This is a genomic window from Helicobacter pylori (assembly GCF_003637665.1).
Classification (GTDB): domain Bacteria; phylum Campylobacterota; class Campylobacteria; order Campylobacterales; family Helicobacteraceae; genus Helicobacter; species Helicobacter pylori_CK.
Map to the genome: position 1 here is coordinate 67,787 of NZ_MVWR01000006.1, position 18,556 is coordinate 86,342.

The following is an 18,556-nucleotide window of genomic DNA, read 5'->3' on the forward strand; positions in this document are numbered from 1 at the left end:
ATCATCCTTTAAGGCGGGCGTTAAATTCTTTTTCTAAAATTTCAAGCGCTTTTTGCACGGCTGCATTGACCTCTTCATCATTCAGGGTTTTTTCTAAAGAATGGATCACGCAACGCAGACTTAAGGCTATGGAATTATGACTTTCTTTAAAAATATCAAGGGGTAGAATCTCGCTTAAATTAGGGATTTGAGCGTCCTTTAGGGCTTTTTTAATCTTGCTAAAAGCGGTGTTTTCATCAATGATGAGAGTCAAATCCCTCACACTGCTAGGGTAAATGCTAAAGGGTTTTAACAGCATGGCGGGGCGTTTGAGTTTAGAAGCGTCTATCTCAGCGTAATAGCTTTCAAACAAATCTAATTCCTGGATCACTTTAGGGTGGATTTTAGCGATCACGCCTATGATTTCATGATTTTGAATGATTTTAGCGCTCTGGTAGGGGTGGTTAATGGGGGTTTGAATGGTTAGTTTTTCCAGGCTAAAATCCCCTATCACTTTTGAAACGCATTCGGCAAAAGAGTAAAAATCCCAAGCCTTGCCCTTAGAATCAGGGTAGCTTTCTTTTCTTTGTAAGCCGCTCGCTAAAAAGCCTAGTTTTTGGATTTCTTCTCTTTTAGAGTTATACACGCTCCCCTTTTCATAAAGGGCTATGCTTTTAAACCCTAAATTTTTATTCCTTAAACTAGCGTCTAAAAGCCCACAAACAAGGCTCGTTCTTAGGGTGTTTAACTCCGTTGTGATAGGGTTTTGCAATTCTAGGGGATCTTCTAAAACTTCAAAGCCTAGTTTTTGCTGCTTTTCTTTAGAGTAAAACACATAATGAATGACTTCTTTAAAACCGCAAGCGAGAGCCTTGTGTTTAAGGTTTTCAAAAAAGCGGTGCGTGTCATAATGAGGGTTTGAATTTTTGCTACTGACACAATGAAGAGGCTTTGAAACTAGATTATCAATCCCTACAAAGCGCAAAATTTCTTCAGCAATATCTTGGATCGTTTTAATGTCATGCCTGAAATTTGGTGCAATAACCTCTAAAATTTGGGGTTTTGAGTTTGGCTCTTTTACGCTGACTTTAAAGCCTAAATTTTTTAAAATGCTTTGAATTTTTTCTTTTTCTGCAACAAGCCCTAAAATTTCGGTAATGTCTTCAAGCTGGAATTTAAGGGCGCGATCTTTTAAAGAATGCTCAGTTTGTTTGCTTTCTAAAATCGTCGCTTTCAAATGAGCGCTTAAAAAATTCAAGCCGTCTGATAAATTAGGGTTGCTCCCCCTAGCGCTCCTATAAATAAGGGCGTTGTCTTTTTGAAGCGTTTTATCTTTTAGGGCGTGCAATTTTAAAGACAGGCTTATCGGATCAATATAGCTCGCCTCTAAAAGCAAACACTCGCTCAAATCTTTTTGATCTTGATGCTTGATAGCGATAGTGGAGCGTTTTTGATGGTTGATATAAACGCTTTCAAGGTTGTTTTCATCATTTTTCACGCTCAAATCCATAGGGGTTTTATTCAGGCTATAAGCGTTCATTATTACCCCACTAAAATGCGCGCTAAATTCTATGAAATTGTTTAGATCGTTCCCGCTTAAGGCATTATTATGAGCGAGCGAAAGCTTGATATTTAAAGGGGTTTTTAAAGAATGATTGCAAACCAAATAATAAGCTAGATGCGATTCGATATTTTCACCCGCACTAAGCGTGATCAAACCGCTTTTGGGCGTAAAATTTAAAGCCTTGATAGGTTTTAGGGGCGTGTGATAAAACGCGCTAATTTCTCTGGCAACGCCTAAAACGCTCAAGCAATCCCCACGATTGGGAGTCAATGAAATTTCTAAAACATGCGTGTTGAAAGGGGCGTATTCATTTAATTCTTTCCCTAAAACCAACTCCCCAACGCTCTCATCTAATTCCAAGATGCCATCATTGATTTTAGGAAAACCCAATTCGCTGCTAGAACAAATCATGCCACAGCTTTCAACCCCCCTAAGCTCCGTTTTAGCGATGGTGGTTGAGCCTATGATCGCTCCTTTGAGAGCGACTGGCACGAATTGGTTTGGTGCGACATTTTTAGCCCCACACACGATTTGCAACACTTCTTTGCCCACATCCACTTGACACACGCTGAGTTTTTCAGCGTTTTTATGGGGGGCTTTTTCTAAAACCTTACCCACAACCACATTTTTAGGGGCAACACAAGAAACACAGCTTTCCACTTCTAAACCTAAGCGGCTCAAATCCTCACAAAGTTTGGCTATATCTTTAGGCGTATTGACGAAAACGCTCAAATCATTGACGCTCAGTTTCATTAAAAACTCTCCAACACTCTCAAATCAGTTTCAAAAAAACTGCGTAAATCATTGATTTGACAAGTCAGCATGGCTAATCTTTCAATCCCCATGCCAAAAGCAAACCCGCTCACATTCTCATACCCTATGGCTTCAAACACCGCATTATTGACCATGCCGCAACCCAACACTTCCAGCCAGCCTGTGTGCGAGCAAACCCTACAGCCTTCTTGCTTGCAAAACACGCAACTAATATCCACTTCAGCGCTTGGCTCTGTGAAAGGGAAAAAGCTAGAGCGCCACCTTAATTGCACGCCCCCAAAGAAATAATGCAAAAAGTCTTCGATCACACCTTTTAAATGTGTGAAACGGATATTCCCTTTTTGATCCACGACAAGCCCTTCAATTTGATGGAACATGGGCGTGTGGGTCAAGTCATAATCGCGCCTAAAGGTTTCGCCTAAACAAATCATTTTAATGGGTGGGGTTTGTTCTTGCATGGTGTGGATTTGCACGGGCGAAGTGTGGGTCCTTAAAAGCTTGTGATCTTTAAAATAGAAAGTGTCTTGCATGTCTCTTGCAGGATGGTAAGGGGGCAAGTTTAAAGCGCTGAAATTATGGAAATCATCTTCCACTAAAGAGCCGATTTCAAGCTTGTATCCTAATGGGGTAAAAAATTCAATGATTTTATTTTTAGTATAATTCAAAGGGTGAGAAGAGCTTGTTTTGATAGCGTTAAACAAACTCACATCAATTTTTTCTTTTTTCAAGCGTTCTTCTAATTCAAGCTCTATAATAGCCTTTTTTTTCCATTCAAAGGCTTTTTCAAACGCTTGTTTATAGTGGTGGATTTCTTTAGCAAAGGCGTTTTTTTCTTCGCCAATTAGGTTTTTGAGTTGGTTGAATTTATCCGCAAAAACCCCTTTTTTACCCAAAGCATTCAAACGCGCTTCTTCTAATTCTTTGCTATTAGTAACCTTTTCTAATCGCTCTATTAAGGTGTGCAATAACGATCCTTATATTTTATTTTTAAAAAGCTATAATACAACTTTAATAAAAGAAAAACCTTAAAAGGGAGCAAAAAAGCATGAATGTGTTTGAAAAAATAATCAAAGGCGAAATCCCTTGTTCTAAGATTTTAGAAAACGAGCGTTTTTTATCCTTTTATGACATTAACCCTAAAGCTAAAGTGCATGCATTAGTGATCCCCAAACAAAGCATTCAGGATTTTAATGGCATCACCCCAGAGCTTATGGCTCAAATGACAAGTTTTATTTTTGAAGTGGTGGAAAAATTAGGCATCAAAGAAAAGGGTTACAAGCTTTTAACCAATGTGGGTAAAAACGCCGGGCAAGAGGTGATGCATTTGCATTTTCATATTTTGAGCGGGGATAAACATTAAAAGCGTTGGTGGTATTTTGTGCGAGCGTTTTTAAATAGGAGTTTTGCTCCCTTACTCAATCCTAATGAGAGCCCTTTAGAGCAGGTTAAATCCAGTATTATTTTAAAAAAAGGGGTGTCTTATTTTGACTGGGGGGCTTCAGGTTTGGCGAGCGCTTTAGTGGAAAAGCGCGTGAAATCTTTACTGCCTTATTACGCGAACGCTCATTCTGTCGCTTCTAAACATGCGATTTTAATGGGCATGCTTTTAAAAGAGTGCCAAGAAAAGTTAAAGCGTTCTTTAAATTTGAGCGATGGTTATTGCGTCTTGAGCGCGGGGTATGGGGCGAGCTCAGCGATTAAGAAATTTCAAGAAATTTTAGGGGTGTGTATCCCTTCAAAAACGAAGAAAAATTTAGAGCCGTATTTGAAAGAGATGGCTTTAAAGCGTGTGATTGTAGGGCCTTATGAGCATCATTCTAATGAAATCAGTTGGCGTGAAGGCTTGTGTGAAGTGGTGCGTATCCCTTTAAATGAACATGGCTTATTGGATTTAGAAATTTTAGAGCAAGTTTTAAAAAAATCCCCTAACAGCTTGGTTTCTATAAGTGCAGCTTCTAATGTAACCGGACTGCTTACGCCCTTAAAAGAAGTTTCATCATTGTGTAAGAAATATAAGACCGCTTTGGCTTTGGATTTAGCGAATTTTAGCGCGCATGCTAACCCTAAAGATTGCGAATACCAAACCGGTTTTTATGCGCCTCATAAGCTTTTAGGGGGCATTGGAGGGTGCGGTCTTTTAGGCATTTCTAAAGATTTGATTGACACGCAGATCGCCCCGAGTTTTAGCGCAGGGGGCGTGATTAAATACGCTAATCGCACACGGCATGAATTTATTGATGAATTGCCTTTGAGGGAAGAGTTTGGCACGCCAGGATTGTTGCAATTTTACAGGAGCGCTCTAGCGTATCAATTGAGAGATGAATGCGGTTTGGATTTTATCCATAAGAAAGAAAACAACCTTTTAAGGGTGCTTATGCATGGCTTAAAAGACTTGCCCGCTATTAATATTTATGGGAATTTAACAGCGAGTCGTGTGGGGGTAGTGGCTTTTAATATTGGGGGGATTTCGCCTTATGATTTAGCGAGGGTTTTAAGCTATGAATACGCTATTGAGACCCGGGCAGGTTGCTCTTGCGCAGGGCCTTATGGGCATGATTTATTGAATCTTAACGCTCAAAAGTCAAGCGATTTTAACGCTAAACCCGGATGGCTTAGGGTGAGCTTGCACTTCACGCATTCCATAAACGATATTGATTATTTGCTAGACAGCTTGAAAAAAGCGGTTAAAAAATTGCGTTAAGCTAAAACTATTTTTAAGGAAAAATTTGGATATTTTAGATTTGAACAAAGCGCAGGCGGTGCAACCAAATGAGCAAGAGGTAGGGGATAAAGAGCGAGAGTTAAAAGAGCCGGCGGTTTTAGAAGATTTGAGCGCTTTAGCATGGCTTGAATTAGAAGAGTTTAGCCGCCTTTCAGGGCTTCCTAAAGAAAGGATCTTGGAATTAGTGAATCTTGGTAAAATCAAAAGTAAAATAAGCAACAACAAGCTTTTGATTGATGCGAGCAGCGGGACAAACGCTTTAATCAAAAAGGTAGAAAACAATTTGATTTCTATGGATATGAACGGGCGTTCTTTAGAGCCTGTGTTCGTGGAAAAGACCATTAACACGATTTTAAACTTGCATGATAAAGTCATTGGCGCTAAAGATGAAACGATTTCAGCCTTTAAAAATGAAAACATGTTTTTAAAAGACGCTTTAATCTCTATGCAAGAAGTCTATGAAGAAGATAAAAAAACCATTGATCTTTTGCGCGATGAACTCAATCAAGCGAGAGAAGAAATTGAATTTATGAAGAGGAAATACCGCTTGATGTGGGGGAAAGTCGCTGACATGAGCAGCGTGAATAAAAAGTAGTTTTAAATGAACACCCATGCTTTGAGGGCTTATTAGCGGTAATTTTATGTGGATATATGTTAGAATTTGGGGTATTTTAACAGAATACAAGCTTGAAGGAGAATCATGTCCATTTCACGCAGAAGTATCCTAACAAAAATCCCAATCGCGCTCGCTAGCGCTAATGTTTTGAAAGCTACTGGTGTTTTTGAAAAAGTAGAATCCATTCCGCATGCAACGCATTTTGGTCCCTTTATCGCAAAGGTTCAAAATGGAGTGATTAGAGATATTGTCCCCCAAAAGAGCGATTATAACCCTACCATGATGTTAAAAGCAATGATTGATAGGGTGTATTCAGATAGCAGGGTGAAGTATCCTTGCGTGCGTAAGAGCTTCTTAGAAAACAAAAAAAACCACAAAGAATTGCGCGGGAGAGAAGAGTTTGTGCGCGTGAGTTGGGATGTGGCGTTGGATTTAGCGGCTAAAAAGCTTAAAGAAATCCCTAAAGAAAACATCTATAATGCCAGTTATGGTGGTTGGGGGCATGCGGGCAGCTTGCATCGTTGCCATCATTTAGCATGGCGTTTTTTTAATACGACTTTAGGGGGGGCTATTGGCACTGATGGGGAATATAGTAATGGCGCGGCTGCAAGAATAAACCCTATGATTGTAGGGGATATGGAAGTTTATTCGCAACAAACCACGCATGAAGAGATGATTAAAAATTGTAAGGTGTATGTCATGTGGGGGGCGGATTTACTCAAGTGCAACCGCATTGATTATTTTGTGCCAAACCATGTCAATGACAGCTACTACCCCAAGTATAAAAGAGCCGGCATTAAATTCATTAGTATTGATCCCATTTATACCGAAACCGCTCAAGCCTTTAATGCTGAATGGATACCCATTCGCCCTAACACTGATGTAGCGTTAATGCTAGGCATGATGCATTATCTTTATACAAGCAATCAATACGATAAAGCGTTTATCGTTAAATACACTGATGGTTTTGATAAATTTTTACCCTATTTGCTAGGAGAGAGCGATAATGCGCCTAAGAATTTAGAATGGGCGTCTCAAATCACTGGAGTGAGTGCAGAAAAAATCAAAGAATTAGCGGATTTATTTGTCTCTAAGCGCACTTTTTTAGCGGGCAATTGGGCCATGCAAAGAGCTCAGCATGGCGAGCAACCGGATTGGGCGTTAATTGTTTTAGCTAGCATGATTGGTCAAGTGGGCTTATCGGGTGGGGGCTTTGGCTTTTCTATGCATTATGGAGGGAACGCTCAAGCAAGCTCTGGGGCAAGAATTGTTCCTATGATTTCACAAGGGCATAATTCTGTAAAAAGCGTTATTCCAGCATCTAGGGTTTCTGAAGCGATTTTAAATCCGGATAAAGAAATTGATTTTATGGGTAAAAAACTCAAATTGCCTAAAATCAAAATGATCTATAATTGTGGGGCGGATTTATTAGGGCATGAAGCTGATACAAACGAGCTGATTCGCGCTTTAAGGACCTTAGATTGCGTGATCGTGCATGAGCCTTGGTGGACGCCTACGGCAAAATTTGCTGATATTGTCTTTGCTTCCACTAGCACCATGGAAAGAGATGATATTACTTTTGGGGGGAGTTATTCTAAGAACGTAATCTATGCCATGCGTAAGGTGGTAGAGCCTGTTTATGAATCTAAAGACGATTATGAGATTTTCAGACAGCTTGCTTTGCGCATTGGGGGCAATGAAACAAAGCAGCGATTCACTGAATCTAAGAGTTACATGGAATGGATTAAGGGCCTTTATGAAAAAAGCGATGGTCCTACTTTGAAATCGTTTGATCAGTTTTGGAGGGATGGCTTTGTGGAGTTTGAAATCCCTGAAAACGCGAGAAAGTTTGTGCGTCATGCGAAATTCAGGCAAGACCCTATTAATAATAAGTTAGATACAGAGAGCGGGAAAATTCAAATTTTTTCTCAAAAATGTGCGGATTTTAAACTGGCTGATTTTAAAGGGCATCCCACTTGGTTTGAGCCAGCTGAGTGGCTAGGCTCTAAAATGGCTGAGACTTATCCGTTCCATTTAATCTCCCCGCACCCCAAATATCGTGTCAATTCACAGCTTGATAACACTTGGGTTAGGAATGTGTATAAAATTCAAGGCAGAGAGCCTGTAATGATCAACGAACTAGACGCTAATAAATTAGGCATTAGGCATGGTGAAATCGTAGAAGTGTTTAACGCTAGGGGGAGGTTGTTAGCAGGGGCGTTTGTAACTAAAAATATCCGTCAAGGGGTTTTGAGTATCCAAGAAGGGGCGTGGTATGATCCAGAAGATGTGAATACTAGAAACCCAAGGTGCAATGCAGGGCATGTGAACGTGCTCACTTCTTCGCGTCCTACTAGCAGCATGACACAAGCGACTTCAGTCAATACCGCTTTAGTCAATATTAGAAGACTTAGAAGGTATGAATTAGTCAAGTCCTATCATTCCATTTCAACCCCAAGCATCATTGGAGCTTAAAAAGGAATGAAAACAGATACCGCTATGAAAGCGTTTTTGTTTGAGAAAGATTTGACGACTCGCTACACTGAAGCGTGGGCTAATTCTCAATCTTTATATTATAATACTTTCTTAATGCGTCATGCAGTCTGTAGTGATGCATTGATAATGAGTAAGGATGATGAATGAGTGTGTTTCAAACGAGCTTGTGTGTGGGATTACTTTTTTTTGGAGGGGTGTTATTGGGGGATTCTTCTAAAGCCCTTAAGGTTAGGGTGGATAAAGGTTTAACCCCGCCCTTTTTGAATGTGCTTTCATTAGCTTTTAAACAAGACATGAAAACAGATCTCATTTTTGTGGTTACCAAAAGCAACAAATTGAGCAAAAAAGTCCTTTGCGATTTTGACGCTTTTTTATTGTCTGAGGCCCTAATGAGCGGCATGCCTAAAAAAGCGCTATTCCATAAGGAGTTTTTATTCCAGTCTAAAGAAAATAAAACGCTCTATGCGTTTTCGCTGATTGATTCTCAATATTGCTCCAAAGGTGGAAATTACAGATACGAACTAGAAAAATTAGAACGCTGGTTTGTGTAAAAAGCTCCTGAGTTAGCTGAGAGCCACAGAGTGGATTATAAGAGCCAGTATGATAAAACACAAACAAAAAAACAAAAATAAAGAATGAGCGATGATTTTAGTATTAGATTTTGGGAGCCAATACACACAGCTGATTGCTAGAAGATTGAGAGAGAGCGGGATTTATACAGAAATAGTCCCTTTTTTTGAAAGCATAGAAAACATTCAAAAAAAAGCCCCTAAAGGTTTGATTTTGAGTGGGGGGCCAGCGAGCGTGTACGCTAAAGACGCTTACAAGCCTAACGAGAAAATCTTTGATTTGAATGTGCCGATTTTAGGGATTTGCTACGGCATGCAGTATTTGGTGGATTTTTTTGGGGGCGTGGTGGCTTGCGCGAATGAGCAAGAATTTGGTAAGGCTGTTTTAGAAATCGCTCAAAATTCTGTGATTTTTGAAGGCGTGAAGATTAAAAGCCTTGTGTGGATGAGCCATATGGATAAAGTCATAGAACTGCCTAAAGGCTTTACTACCCTTGCAAAAAGCCCTAATTCCCCCCATTGCGCGATTGAAAACGGCAAGATTTTTGGCTTGCAATTCCACCCAGAAGTCATTCAAAGCGAAGAAGGGGGTAAGATTTTAGAAAATTTTGCCCTTTTAGTTTGTGGCTGTGAAAAAACTTGGGGGATGCAGCATTTCGCTCAAAGAGAAGTTGCGCGGTTGAAAGAAAAAATCGCTAACGCTAAGGTTTTGTGTGCGGTGAGTGGGGGCGTGGATTCTACGGTGGTCGCTACGCTGTTGCACAGAGCCATTAAGGATAATTTGATCGCTGTTTTTGTGGATCATGGCTTGTTGCGTAAAAATGAAAAAGAAAGGGTGCAAGCGATGTTTAAAGACTTGCAAATCCCTTTAAACACGATAGACGCTAAAGAAATCTTTTTGTCTAAATTAAAGGGCGTGAGCGAGCCTGAATGGAAGCGAAAAATCATCGGCGAAACCTTTATTGAAGTGTTTGAAAAAGAAGCCAAAAAGCACCATTTAAAAGGCAAAATTGAATTTTTAGCCCAAGGCACTTTATACCCTGATGTGATTGAATCCGTGAGCGTTAAAGGGCCTTCAAAAGTGATCAAAACCCACCATAATGTGGGCGGACTGCCTGAATGGATGGATTTTAAACTCATAGAGCCTTTAAGGGAATTGTTTAAAGATGAGGTGCGCTTACTGGGTAAAGAATTAGGCGTTAGCCAGGATTTTTTAATGCGCCACCCCTTTCCAGGGCCTGGACTTGCTGTAAGGATTTTAGGCGAGGTTAGTGAGGATAAAATCAAGCGCTTGCAAGAAGCGGATTTTATTTTTATAGAGGAGCTTAAAAAAGCCAATTTGTATGACAAGGTTTGGCAAGCTTTTTGCGTGCTGTTGAATGTCAATTCTGTGGGGGTGATGGGGGATAATCGCACCTATGAAAACGCTATTTGCTTAAGGGCAGTAAACGCGAGCGATGGCATGACAGCGAGCTTTTCATTTTTAGAGCATTCTTTTTTAGAAAAGGTTTCTAACCGCATCACTAATGAGGTGAGCGGTATCAATAGGGTGGTGTATGATATTACCTCTAAGCCGCCAGGAACGATTGAATGGGAATGATTATCTTAAAAAATAGCGCTAAAAGTGGGATTTTTTGGGTAAGATTAGGAATTGATTTTAAAGAAAAAGAAAGAAAGGAATTTAATGAAAAAAGGTAGTTTGGCAATCGTTTTAGGATCGTTATTAGCGAGTGGGGCGTTTTATACGGCTCTAGCTGATGGAATGCCTGCAAAGCAACAGCAGCACAATAACATGGGCGAGTCCGTGGATTTGCATTTCCACTATCCTATTAAAGGCAAGCAAGAGCCTAAAAACGGCCATTTAGTTGTCTTAATCGATCCTAAGATAGAGGCTAATAAAGTTATCCCTGAAAATTATCAAAAAGAGTTTGAGAAATCTTTGTTTCTCCAATTGAGTAGTTTTTTAGAGAGAAAAGGCTATAGCGTTTCGCAATTTAAAGATGTTAGTGAAATCCCTCAAGACATCAAAGAAAAAGCGTTGCTCGTTTTACGCATGGATGGGGATGTGGCTATCTTAGAAGATATTGTAGAAGAGAGCAATGCGCTTAGCGAAGAAAGAGTGATAGACATGTCTTCAGGGTATTTGAACTTGAATTTTGTTGAGCCAAAAAGTGAAGATATTATCCATAGTTTTGGTATTGATGTTTCAAAGATTAAGGCTGTGATTGAAAGAGTGGAATTGCGACGCACCAATTCTGGAGGTTTTGTCCCCAAAACTTTTGTGCATAGGATTAAGGAAACCGACCATGATCGAGCCATTAGAAAAATCATGAATCAAGCCTATCACAAAGTGATGGTGCATATTACCAAAGAGTTAAGCAAAAAACACATGGAACATTATGAAAAAGTTTCTAGTGAAATGAAAAAACGAAAGTAGTTTTTAAGAAACGAAAAGCTTAAAATCATTGAGAGCTGTTTTTAAAAAAGCAGCTTTTAAAAGGGTGGGGGAGTTGGATTAATACAATTTTTGAGTTCCGCTTTTGATTTTAGCGGTATTTTTGAAAAATTACGCTCAAAAATTAGAAAATTCAGCTATAATAACGCTTCATGTGAAAATTTCGGGGCGTAGCGCAGTCTGGTTAGCGCACTTGGTTTGGGACCAAGGGGTCGAAGGTTCGAATCCTTTCGCCCCGACCACTTTTTTGCATAATTTATTGTTCTGTTTAAGATTCTTTGGTAGAATATCGCTTCCTTTCATTGAATGGTGGGAGTAGCTCAGTCGGTTAGAGCATCAGATTGTGGTCCTGAGGGTCGTGGGTTCAATTCCCATCTTCCACCCCATCTCATAAAATAAGCGTTTTACCAAGTTTATGTTAGTCATTCCTTTATTTGAATTGTAAGCGTTCGTAGCTCAATTGGATAGAGCACCAGACTTCGGATCTGGGGGTTAGGGGTTCGACTCCCTTCGGGCGTACCACCTAACATTAATACCATTCAATGCGCTTGTAGCTCAGCTGGATAGAGCAACAGCCTTCTAAGCCGTAGGTCGCAGGTTCGAGTCCTGCCAAGCGCACCACTTTTAACATTCTTTAAAGAGGAGTTATGGATTCTTTAGAGTGGGGATTACTCATTTTCTTAATTCTTGTTTTTCTTATAGGCATAGGGTACTACATTTTTATGGTTCTTTCTTCTAAAGATTGACTCATCAAAATAGCTCAATCACAAGAAGTAGGGTTGGAAACTCCTAAAACACAGATCTTACATGAAAAAATTCAATAAAAGCGGTTATAAAAACCTAAAAAGTGAAACATGTAAGAATAAAAGATATGCACATTATCCGTGATTTTATTGCACCGAACAGGGAAAGCTTTTTGACTACGACCTATGCGAAATCCTACTATAAAAATATTAAATAAAGCAAGATTTGTTAAAAATTAAGGCTGTATTTTAATTGTAAAATGTAAAAATACTCAAAGCATCGCATCAAGCGGTATAACGATCTGAAAAGAGGCTCACAATTGGGATAAAGCCCGCTTTTTAGGGATAAATAAAAAGCGCTTTCAAATTGCATGGGTAACTTTATGGGGTGGAGCGTTTCTAATTTTTGGTATAATCGCTAGAAATTATGAGAAAGATTTTATCTTGTTTTTAGTGGGGTTTTGCATGCGTTTATTATTGTGGTGGGTGTTGGTATTATCGCTCTTTTTAAATCCTTTGAGAGCGGTTGAAGAGCATGAAACAGATGCGGTGGATTTGTTTTTGATTTTCAATCAAATCAACCAGCTCAATCAAGTCATTGAAACTTACAAAAAAAACCCTGAAAGAAGCGCTGAAATTTCTCTGTATAACACCCAAAAGAATGATTTGATTAAAAGTTTGACTTCTAAAGTGTTGAATGAAAGGGATAAGATCGGGATTGATATAAACCAAAATTTAAAAGAGCAGGAAAAAATCAAAAAGCGTTTGTCTAAAAGCATTAAGGGCGATAATTTCTACACTTTCATGAAAGATAGATTGTCTTTAGATATTTTGTTGATAGATGAAATTTTGTATCGTTTTATAGATAAAATCAGGAGCAGTATTGATATTTTTAGCGAACAAAAAGATGTGGAAAGTATCAGCGATGCTTTTCTTTTGCGTTTAGGACAATTCAAACTCTACACTTTCCCTAAAAATTTAGGCAATGTCAAAATGCATGAATTAGAGCAGATGTTTAGCGATTATGAATTGCGTTTGAACACTTACACTGAAGTCTTGCGTTACATTAAAAACCACCCTAAAGAAGTGCTTCCTAAGAACTTGATCATGGAAGTGAATATGGATTTTGTGTTAAACAAAATCAGTAAGGTCTTGCCTTTCACAACCCATAGCTTGCAAGTGAGTAAAATCGCGCTGGCTTTGATGATTTTAGCCTTATTGCTGGGTTTAAGGAAATTGATCACTTGGCTTTTAGCTTTATTCTTAGATCGTATTTTTGAAATCATGCAGCGCAATAAAAAAATGCATGTCAATGTGCAAAGTAGCATTGTTTCGCCCGTTTCTGTCTTTTTAGCCCTATTCAGTTGCGATGTGGCTTTAGATATTTTCTACTACCCTAACGCATCGCCCCCTAAAGTTTCTATGTGGGTGGGCGCGGTGTATATCATGCTTTTAGCATGGTTAGTGATAGCACTTTTTAAAGGCTATGGGGAAGCGTTAGTTACGAATATGGCTACCAAAAGCACGCACAATTTTAGAAAAGAAGTGATCAACTTGATTTTAAAAGTCGTGTATTTTTTGATTTTTATTGTCGCGCTTTTAGGGGTTTTGAAACAACTAGGGTTTAATGTTTCAGCCATCATCGCTTCTTTAGGGATTGGGGGGTTAGCGGTGGCTTTGGCGGTTAAAGATGTGTTGGCGAATTTTTTTGCTTCTGTCATTTTATTGTTAGACAATTCGTTTTCTCAAGGGGATTGGATTGTGTGCGGTGAAGTGGAAGGCACGGTGGTGGAAATGGGGTTAAGGCGCACCACGATCAGAGCTTTTGATAACGCTCTTTTGTCCGTGCCTAATTCAGAGTTAGCCGGAAAACCCATTAGGAATTGGAGCCGGCGTAAAGTGGGAAGGCGTATTAAAATGGAAATAGGCTTAACCTATAGCTCCAGCCAAAGTGCTTTACAGCTTTGCGTGAAAGACATTAAAGAAATGCTAGAAAACCACCCTAAAATCGCCAATGGAGCCGATAGCGCTTTGCAAAATGCGAGCGATTACCGCTACATGTTTAAAAAAGATATTGTTTCTATTGATGATTTTTTAGGGTATAAAAACAATCTGTTTGTCTTTTTAGATCAGTTTGCGGACAGCTCTATTAATATTTTGGTGTATTGCTTTTCTAAGACGGTGGTTTGGGAAGAGTGGCTAGAAGTCAAAGAAGACGTGATGCTAAAAATCATGGGGATTGTAGAAAAGCACCATTTGAGCTTTGCTTTCCCATCACAGAGTTTGTATGTGGAGAGTTTGCCAGAAGTTAGCCTGAAAGAAGGGGCTAAAATCTGAAATTATTGGTAGATGTATTCTTTGGTTAAGGGGAAAGTGTTATCCACGCTGTTGGTTAAAAGCAATTGGAATAAATCCGCGCTCCCCACCCTGAAAGCGGAAGCGCAAGTCCTTAAATACAGATCCCACATGCGGATAAATCTTTCGTCATATCCGAGTTTTTTCACTTTATCTAGATTGTGGTTGAAGTTGTCTCGCCAAATGTCTAAAGTCTTAGCGTAATGGATGCGTAAGCTTTCAGCCATGAGCAAGTGGAAGTCGCATTCGCTCATAACGCTCATCACTTCCCTTAAAGAGGGCAAGTAGCCGCCCGGAAAAATGTATTTATCCACCCATGCGTTAGTCTTGCCTTCAAAACAGCATAAAATGGAGTGGAGCAAAAACATCCCGCCCCTTTTTAACACTTCTTTAACTTTTTTGAAATAAAAGGGCAAATTATCCTTACCCACATGCTCAAACATGCCCACGCTCACCACTTTATCAAAGCGGTATAAGCGCCCGTCTAAATCCTGATAATTCAATAACTTGATCGTTACTTTATTCTCTAACCCTAACTCTTGGACTCGTTTGTTAGCCTGTTTGTATTGCTCGCTAGAAATGGTGATCCCCATCACTTCCGCCCCGTATTCTTGCGCGGCTTTTACAGAGAGATAGCCCCAACCACAGCCTATATCCAGCAGTTTTTCGCCAGGCTTTAGGTGGAGCTTTTTTAAAGTGTGATCTAATTTTTGGAGCTGGGCGGCATGGAGGGTGTCATCGTCTTTTTTGAAATACGCGCATGAATAGCTTAAGGTTTCATCCAGCCAGATAGAATAAAAGTCATTCCCTAGATCGTAATGTTTAGAAATGTTGGAGCTTTCTTTGATGGGTTTTTGGATAGCTTTAGCGTTATCATGTTTGTGCAAATGCTCATAATTGGTTTGCAAATACAAAGAATGCATCACCTCATCCATAGAGCCTTCAATATCAATCACGCCGTCCATATAAGCCTCAGCGATCGTCAAAGACATGTCTTTTTTAATATCGCTAAATTTTAGGGGGCGATGGATTTTAAGGGTGAATTTAGGCGAATGTTCGCCATTCCTATAAACGCTATTATCCCAAAAAACGACCTGATAATCGCCGTTTTTCCACTGCTTGAACATGCTTTTGAGCAAAAATTTTGAAATCATCTGTAATTCCTTGAACTCATTTTTCAATTTTTTGAGCGTTAATTATAATGAATTTTAAGCTAAAAACACCCCACAAATAAGCATAAATGCAACCTCTATTCTCTAAATTTTTAAAAGCATGTTAAAATTAAGAGATTTAAACAAATTTAAGGTAACACGATTATAAAGATGCAAAAATCACTGATCACAACCCCCATTTATTATGTGAATGACATCCCTCATATTGGCCATGCTTATACGACTTTGATTGCGGACACTTTAAAGAAGTATTACACGCTCCAAGGCGAAGAAGTCTTTTTTTTAACCGGCACCGACGAGCATGGGCAAAAGATCGAACAAAGCGCGAGATTGAGGAATCAAAGCCCCAAAGCTTACGCCGATAGCATTAGCGCGATTTTTAAAAACCAGTGGGATTTTTTCAATTTGGATTATGATGGTTTTATCCGCACCACAGACAGCGAGCATCAAAAATGCGTGCAAAACGCCTTTGAAATCATGTTTGAAAAAGGGGACATTTATAAAGGCACTTATAGCGGGTATTATTGCGTGAGCTGTGAGAGTTATTGCGCGGTCTCTAAAACGGACAACACGAACGATAAAGTCCTATGCCCTGATTGCTTGAGGGAGACCACGCTTTTAGAAGAAGAGAGTTATTTTTTTAGATTGAGCGCGTATGAAAAGCCTTTATTGGAGTTTTACGCTAAAAACCCTGAAGCGATTTTGCCTATTTATCGTAAAAACGAGGTAACTTCTTTTATTGAGCAGGGTTTATTGGATCTGTCTATCACGCGCACGAGCTTTGAATGGGGCATTCCTTTGCCTAAAAAAATGAACGATCCTAAACATGTGGTGTATGTTTGGCTGGACGCTTTATTGAATTATGCGAGCGCGTTAGGGTATTTGAATGATTTAGACAATAAAATGGCGCATTTTGAATGCGCTAGGCATATTGTGGGTAAGGATATTTTACGCTTCCATGCCATTTATTGGCCGGCTTTTTTGATGAGTTTGAATTTGCCCTTATTCAAACAGCTTTGCGTGCATGGGTGGTGGACGATAGAGGGCGTGAAAATGAGTAAGAGCTTGGGCAATGTTTTAGACGCTCAAAAGCTCGCTATGGAGTATGGGATTGAAGAATTACGCTATTTTTTATTGCGTGAGGTGCCTTTTGGGCAAGATGGGGATTTTTCTAAAAAAGCGTTAACAGAAAGGATCAACGCGAATTTGAACAACGATTTGGGGAATTTGTTGAATCGCTTGTTAGGCATGGCTAAAAAATATTTCAATTATTCTCTAAAAAGCGCCAAAATCACCGCTTATTATTCTAAAGAGCTAGAAAAAGCGCATCAAATCTTAGACAACGCTAATTCTTTTGTGCCTAAAATGCAATTGCATAAAGCTTTAGAAGAATTGTTTAACGTTTATGATTTTTTAAACAAACTCATCGCTAAAGAAGAGCCATGGGTTTTGCACAAAAACAACGAATCAGAAAAACTAGAAGCCTTATTGAGTTTGATCGCAAACGCGCTGTTACAATCAAGCTTCTTACTCTATGCGTTCATGCCAAAGAGCGCGGCTAAATTAGCGAATGCTTTCAACACAGAAATCACGCCCAATAATTACGAACGCTTTTTTAAAGCTAAAAAATTACAAGATATGATTTTACAAGACACCGAACCTTTATTTTCCAAAATGGAGAAAATTGAAAAGGCTGAAAAAGCGGGAGAAGCCTCACCAGAAAAAAACGAAAAAGAAAAAAAAGATAGAAAAGAAAAAGCCCCACCAACACAAGAAAACTATATCAGCATTGAGGATTTTAAGAAAGTAGAGATTAAAGTGGGGCTTATCAAAGAAGCTCAAAGGATTGAAAAGTCCAATAAATTACTGCGCTTAAAAGTGGATTTAGGCGAAAATCGTTTGAGGCAGATTATCTCAGGGATCGCTTTGGATTATGAGCCTGAAAGTTTGGTGGGTCAAATGGTGTGCGTGGTGGCTAATTTAAAACCCGCAAAACTCATGGGCGAAATGAGTGAGGGCATGATTTTAGCGGTGCGAGATAGCGATAATCTAGCCTTAATTAGCCCTACCAAAGAAAAAATTGCAGGAAGTTTGATCAGCTAAATGCGATTAGGGGTGAATGAAGCCGTAGAATTGAGTTTGGGCGAATTGCAAAACACGCCCTCAATCAGCTATTTCAATTCCATTGTTTTGTCTTTAAGCAAAGTCCAAAAAGGCTCTTTATTTGTCGCTAAAGATCACACGCTCATTCCCAAAGCTTTAGAGTTAGGGGCTTATGGGATTTTATACACAGGAGAATATCCTTTAAGCGATAAGGATGTGGCATGGATCAAGCTTAAAGATATAGAGCATTCTTTGAACCATTTGTTTAAATTTTGTTTGTTGAATGAGCGCGTGGTCGGGGTGCTGTTAAGCCCCATAGAATTAGAGATCGCTTCTAAAATCATCGTGAGCGAATTTGTATGGTGCTTGAAAGAGAGCCTTGAAGATTTGTTCATTATAGAGGGGTGTAAAATAGCCTTTTTTGATAAATTGGAGTGGCTCCATTTGTTTTATAAGCAAGAGCGCTTGAAAGAAGATTTAAAAGAAAGCCGTTTAATCATTCTCAACCAATCCTTTTTTTGCAGTGCTTTAGTCTATGAAAAACAAGAGTATGAGTTAAAAATGCCATGCATCTTTTTAGAGCCTTTAAAAAGGGTCATTCAATTGTGCGAGAAATTACAAATTGCGTTTGATTTGAATCTTTTGGGCAAAAAAGAATACCCACTAGATCATTGTAAACCCTTTTTTGTGAATAAAAATTTAGAAATAGCCCCCTATGGTGCAACGGCAAGGGTGGTTGTCGCTGAGACTTCAAAAGAATTGTTTGAAATGATGCTTCAAAAAGCCCTTGAGACTTTATCGTGGGGGAAAATTGTCGTGTTTTGCCGTAAAAACAGCGCGGCCTTCTTTAAAAAAGCCAACCCTTATTGTTACACCACCCAAAACAACTTAAAAGAGCAATTAAAAAATTTAGCGTTTAATTTCGCTTTTATTTATGGGATTAGCTCTCATCATTTAGAATCCCTTTTAAACCCCCCCTTTTTTAAAAAAACCCCCACGCTATGGTAA

12 protein-coding genes, 4 tRNA genes and 1 pseudogene are annotated in these 18,556 nt (G+C 39.3%); 14 read left to right on the forward strand and 3 right to left on the reverse strand.

The window, feature by feature from the left end; translation table 11 throughout:
• Position 1: 1 nt before the first annotated feature.
• Both pheT and pheS read right to left on the reverse strand, forming a co-directional pair.
• Entirely contained in the window at positions 2-2,296 is a 2,295-nt protein-coding gene (gene pheT, locus EAL49_RS05260) for a phenylalanine--tRNA ligase subunit beta (protein WP_120829399.1), read from the reverse strand.
• Complete coding sequence (pheS, locus tag EAL49_RS05265; protein ID WP_120829400.1) at positions 2,296-3,282, reverse strand: phenylalanine--tRNA ligase subunit alpha; 987 nt, start codon at positions 3,280-3,282, stop codon at positions 2,296-2,298. Before pheS ends, pheT begins: the two co-directional genes overlap by 1 nt.
• Positions 3,283-3,362: 80 nt before the next feature.
• Here pheS and EAL49_RS05270 point away from each other — a divergent pair, with 80 nt between their 5' ends.
• From EAL49_RS05270 to EAL49_RS05330, 12 genes and pseudogenes are all read left to right on the forward strand, one after another.
• The gene (locus tag EAL49_RS05270) at positions 3,363-3,677 is read left to right on the forward strand and encodes a histidine triad nucleotide-binding protein (protein ID WP_001100331.1); all 315 of its coding nucleotides are present in this window, start codon (positions 3,363-3,365) and stop codon (positions 3,675-3,677) included.
• An 18-nt stretch (positions 3,678-3,695) separates the two neighbouring features.
• Positions 3,696-5,018, forward strand: a complete 1,323-nt coding sequence (locus tag EAL49_RS05275; RefSeq protein ID WP_120829401.1) for an aminotransferase class V-fold PLP-dependent enzyme — start codon at positions 3,696-3,698, stop codon at positions 5,016-5,018.
• Positions 5,019-5,043: 25 nt separating this feature from the next.
• Positions 5,044-5,634 (forward strand): DUF3972 domain-containing protein, encoded by a 591-nt coding sequence (locus tag EAL49_RS05280; RefSeq protein ID WP_000352046.1) that lies wholly within the window; start codon positions 5,044-5,046, stop codon positions 5,632-5,634.
• Between the two features lie 105 nt (positions 5,635-5,739).
• Entirely contained in the window at positions 5,740-8,130 is a 2,391-nt protein-coding gene (locus EAL49_RS05285; RefSeq protein WP_120829402.1) for a molybdopterin guanine dinucleotide-containing S/N-oxide reductase, read from the forward strand.
• A 164-nt stretch (positions 8,131-8,294) separates the two neighbouring features.
• A pseudogene (locus tag EAL49_RS05290) lies at positions 8,295-8,783 on the forward strand (hypothetical protein).
• A 10-nt stretch (positions 8,784-8,793) separates the two neighbouring features.
• Entirely contained in the window at positions 8,794-10,320 is a 1,527-nt protein-coding gene (guaA, locus tag EAL49_RS05295; RefSeq protein WP_120829403.1) for a glutamine-hydrolyzing GMP synthase, read from the forward strand.
• Positions 10,321-10,404: 84 nt separating this feature from the next.
• On the forward strand, positions 10,405-11,157 hold the full coding sequence (gene hpaA2 / locus EAL49_RS05300) for an HpaA2 protein (RefSeq protein WP_120829404.1): 753 nt from the start codon (positions 10,405-10,407) through the stop codon (positions 11,155-11,157).
• A 182-nt stretch (positions 11,158-11,339) separates the two neighbouring features.
• Positions 11,340-11,417 (forward strand) — tRNA-Pro (locus tag EAL49_RS05305).
• Positions 11,418-11,484: 67 nt separating this feature from the next.
• Positions 11,485-11,561: transfer RNA gene (locus tag EAL49_RS05310), tRNA-His, on the forward strand.
• Positions 11,562-11,620: 59 nt separating this feature from the next.
• Positions 11,621-11,697 (forward strand) — tRNA-Arg (locus EAL49_RS05315).
• A gap of 22 nt (positions 11,698-11,719) precedes the next feature.
• Positions 11,720-11,796 (forward strand) — tRNA-Arg (locus EAL49_RS05320).
• 587 nt (positions 11,797-12,383) lie between these two features.
• Positions 12,384-14,255, forward strand: coding sequence for a mechanosensitive ion channel family protein (locus tag EAL49_RS05330; RefSeq protein WP_120829415.1), 1,872 nt, complete (start codon positions 12,384-12,386; stop codon positions 14,253-14,255).
• 2 nt (positions 14,256-14,257) lie between these two features.
• Here EAL49_RS05330 and cfaS read toward each other — a convergent pair whose 3' ends face one another.
• Positions 14,258-15,427 carry a cyclopropane fatty acid synthase gene (gene cfaS, locus EAL49_RS05335; RefSeq protein ID WP_120829405.1) on the reverse strand — a complete coding sequence of 390 codons (1,170 nt, stop codon included), beginning with the start codon at positions 15,425-15,427 and terminating at the stop codon, positions 14,258-14,260.
• A gap of 168 nt (positions 15,428-15,595) precedes the next feature.
• Between cfaS and metG the strand changes: the two genes are divergently transcribed.
• Both metG and EAL49_RS05345 read left to right on the forward strand, forming a co-directional pair.
• Positions 15,596-17,548, forward strand: a complete 1,953-nt coding sequence (gene metG, locus EAL49_RS05340; protein WP_120829406.1) for a methionine--tRNA ligase — start codon at positions 15,596-15,598, stop codon at positions 17,546-17,548.
• The gene (locus tag EAL49_RS05345; protein ID WP_120829407.1) at positions 17,549-18,556 is read left to right on the forward strand and encodes a ferrochelatase; all 1,008 of its coding nucleotides are present in this window, start codon (positions 17,549-17,551) and stop codon (positions 18,554-18,556) included.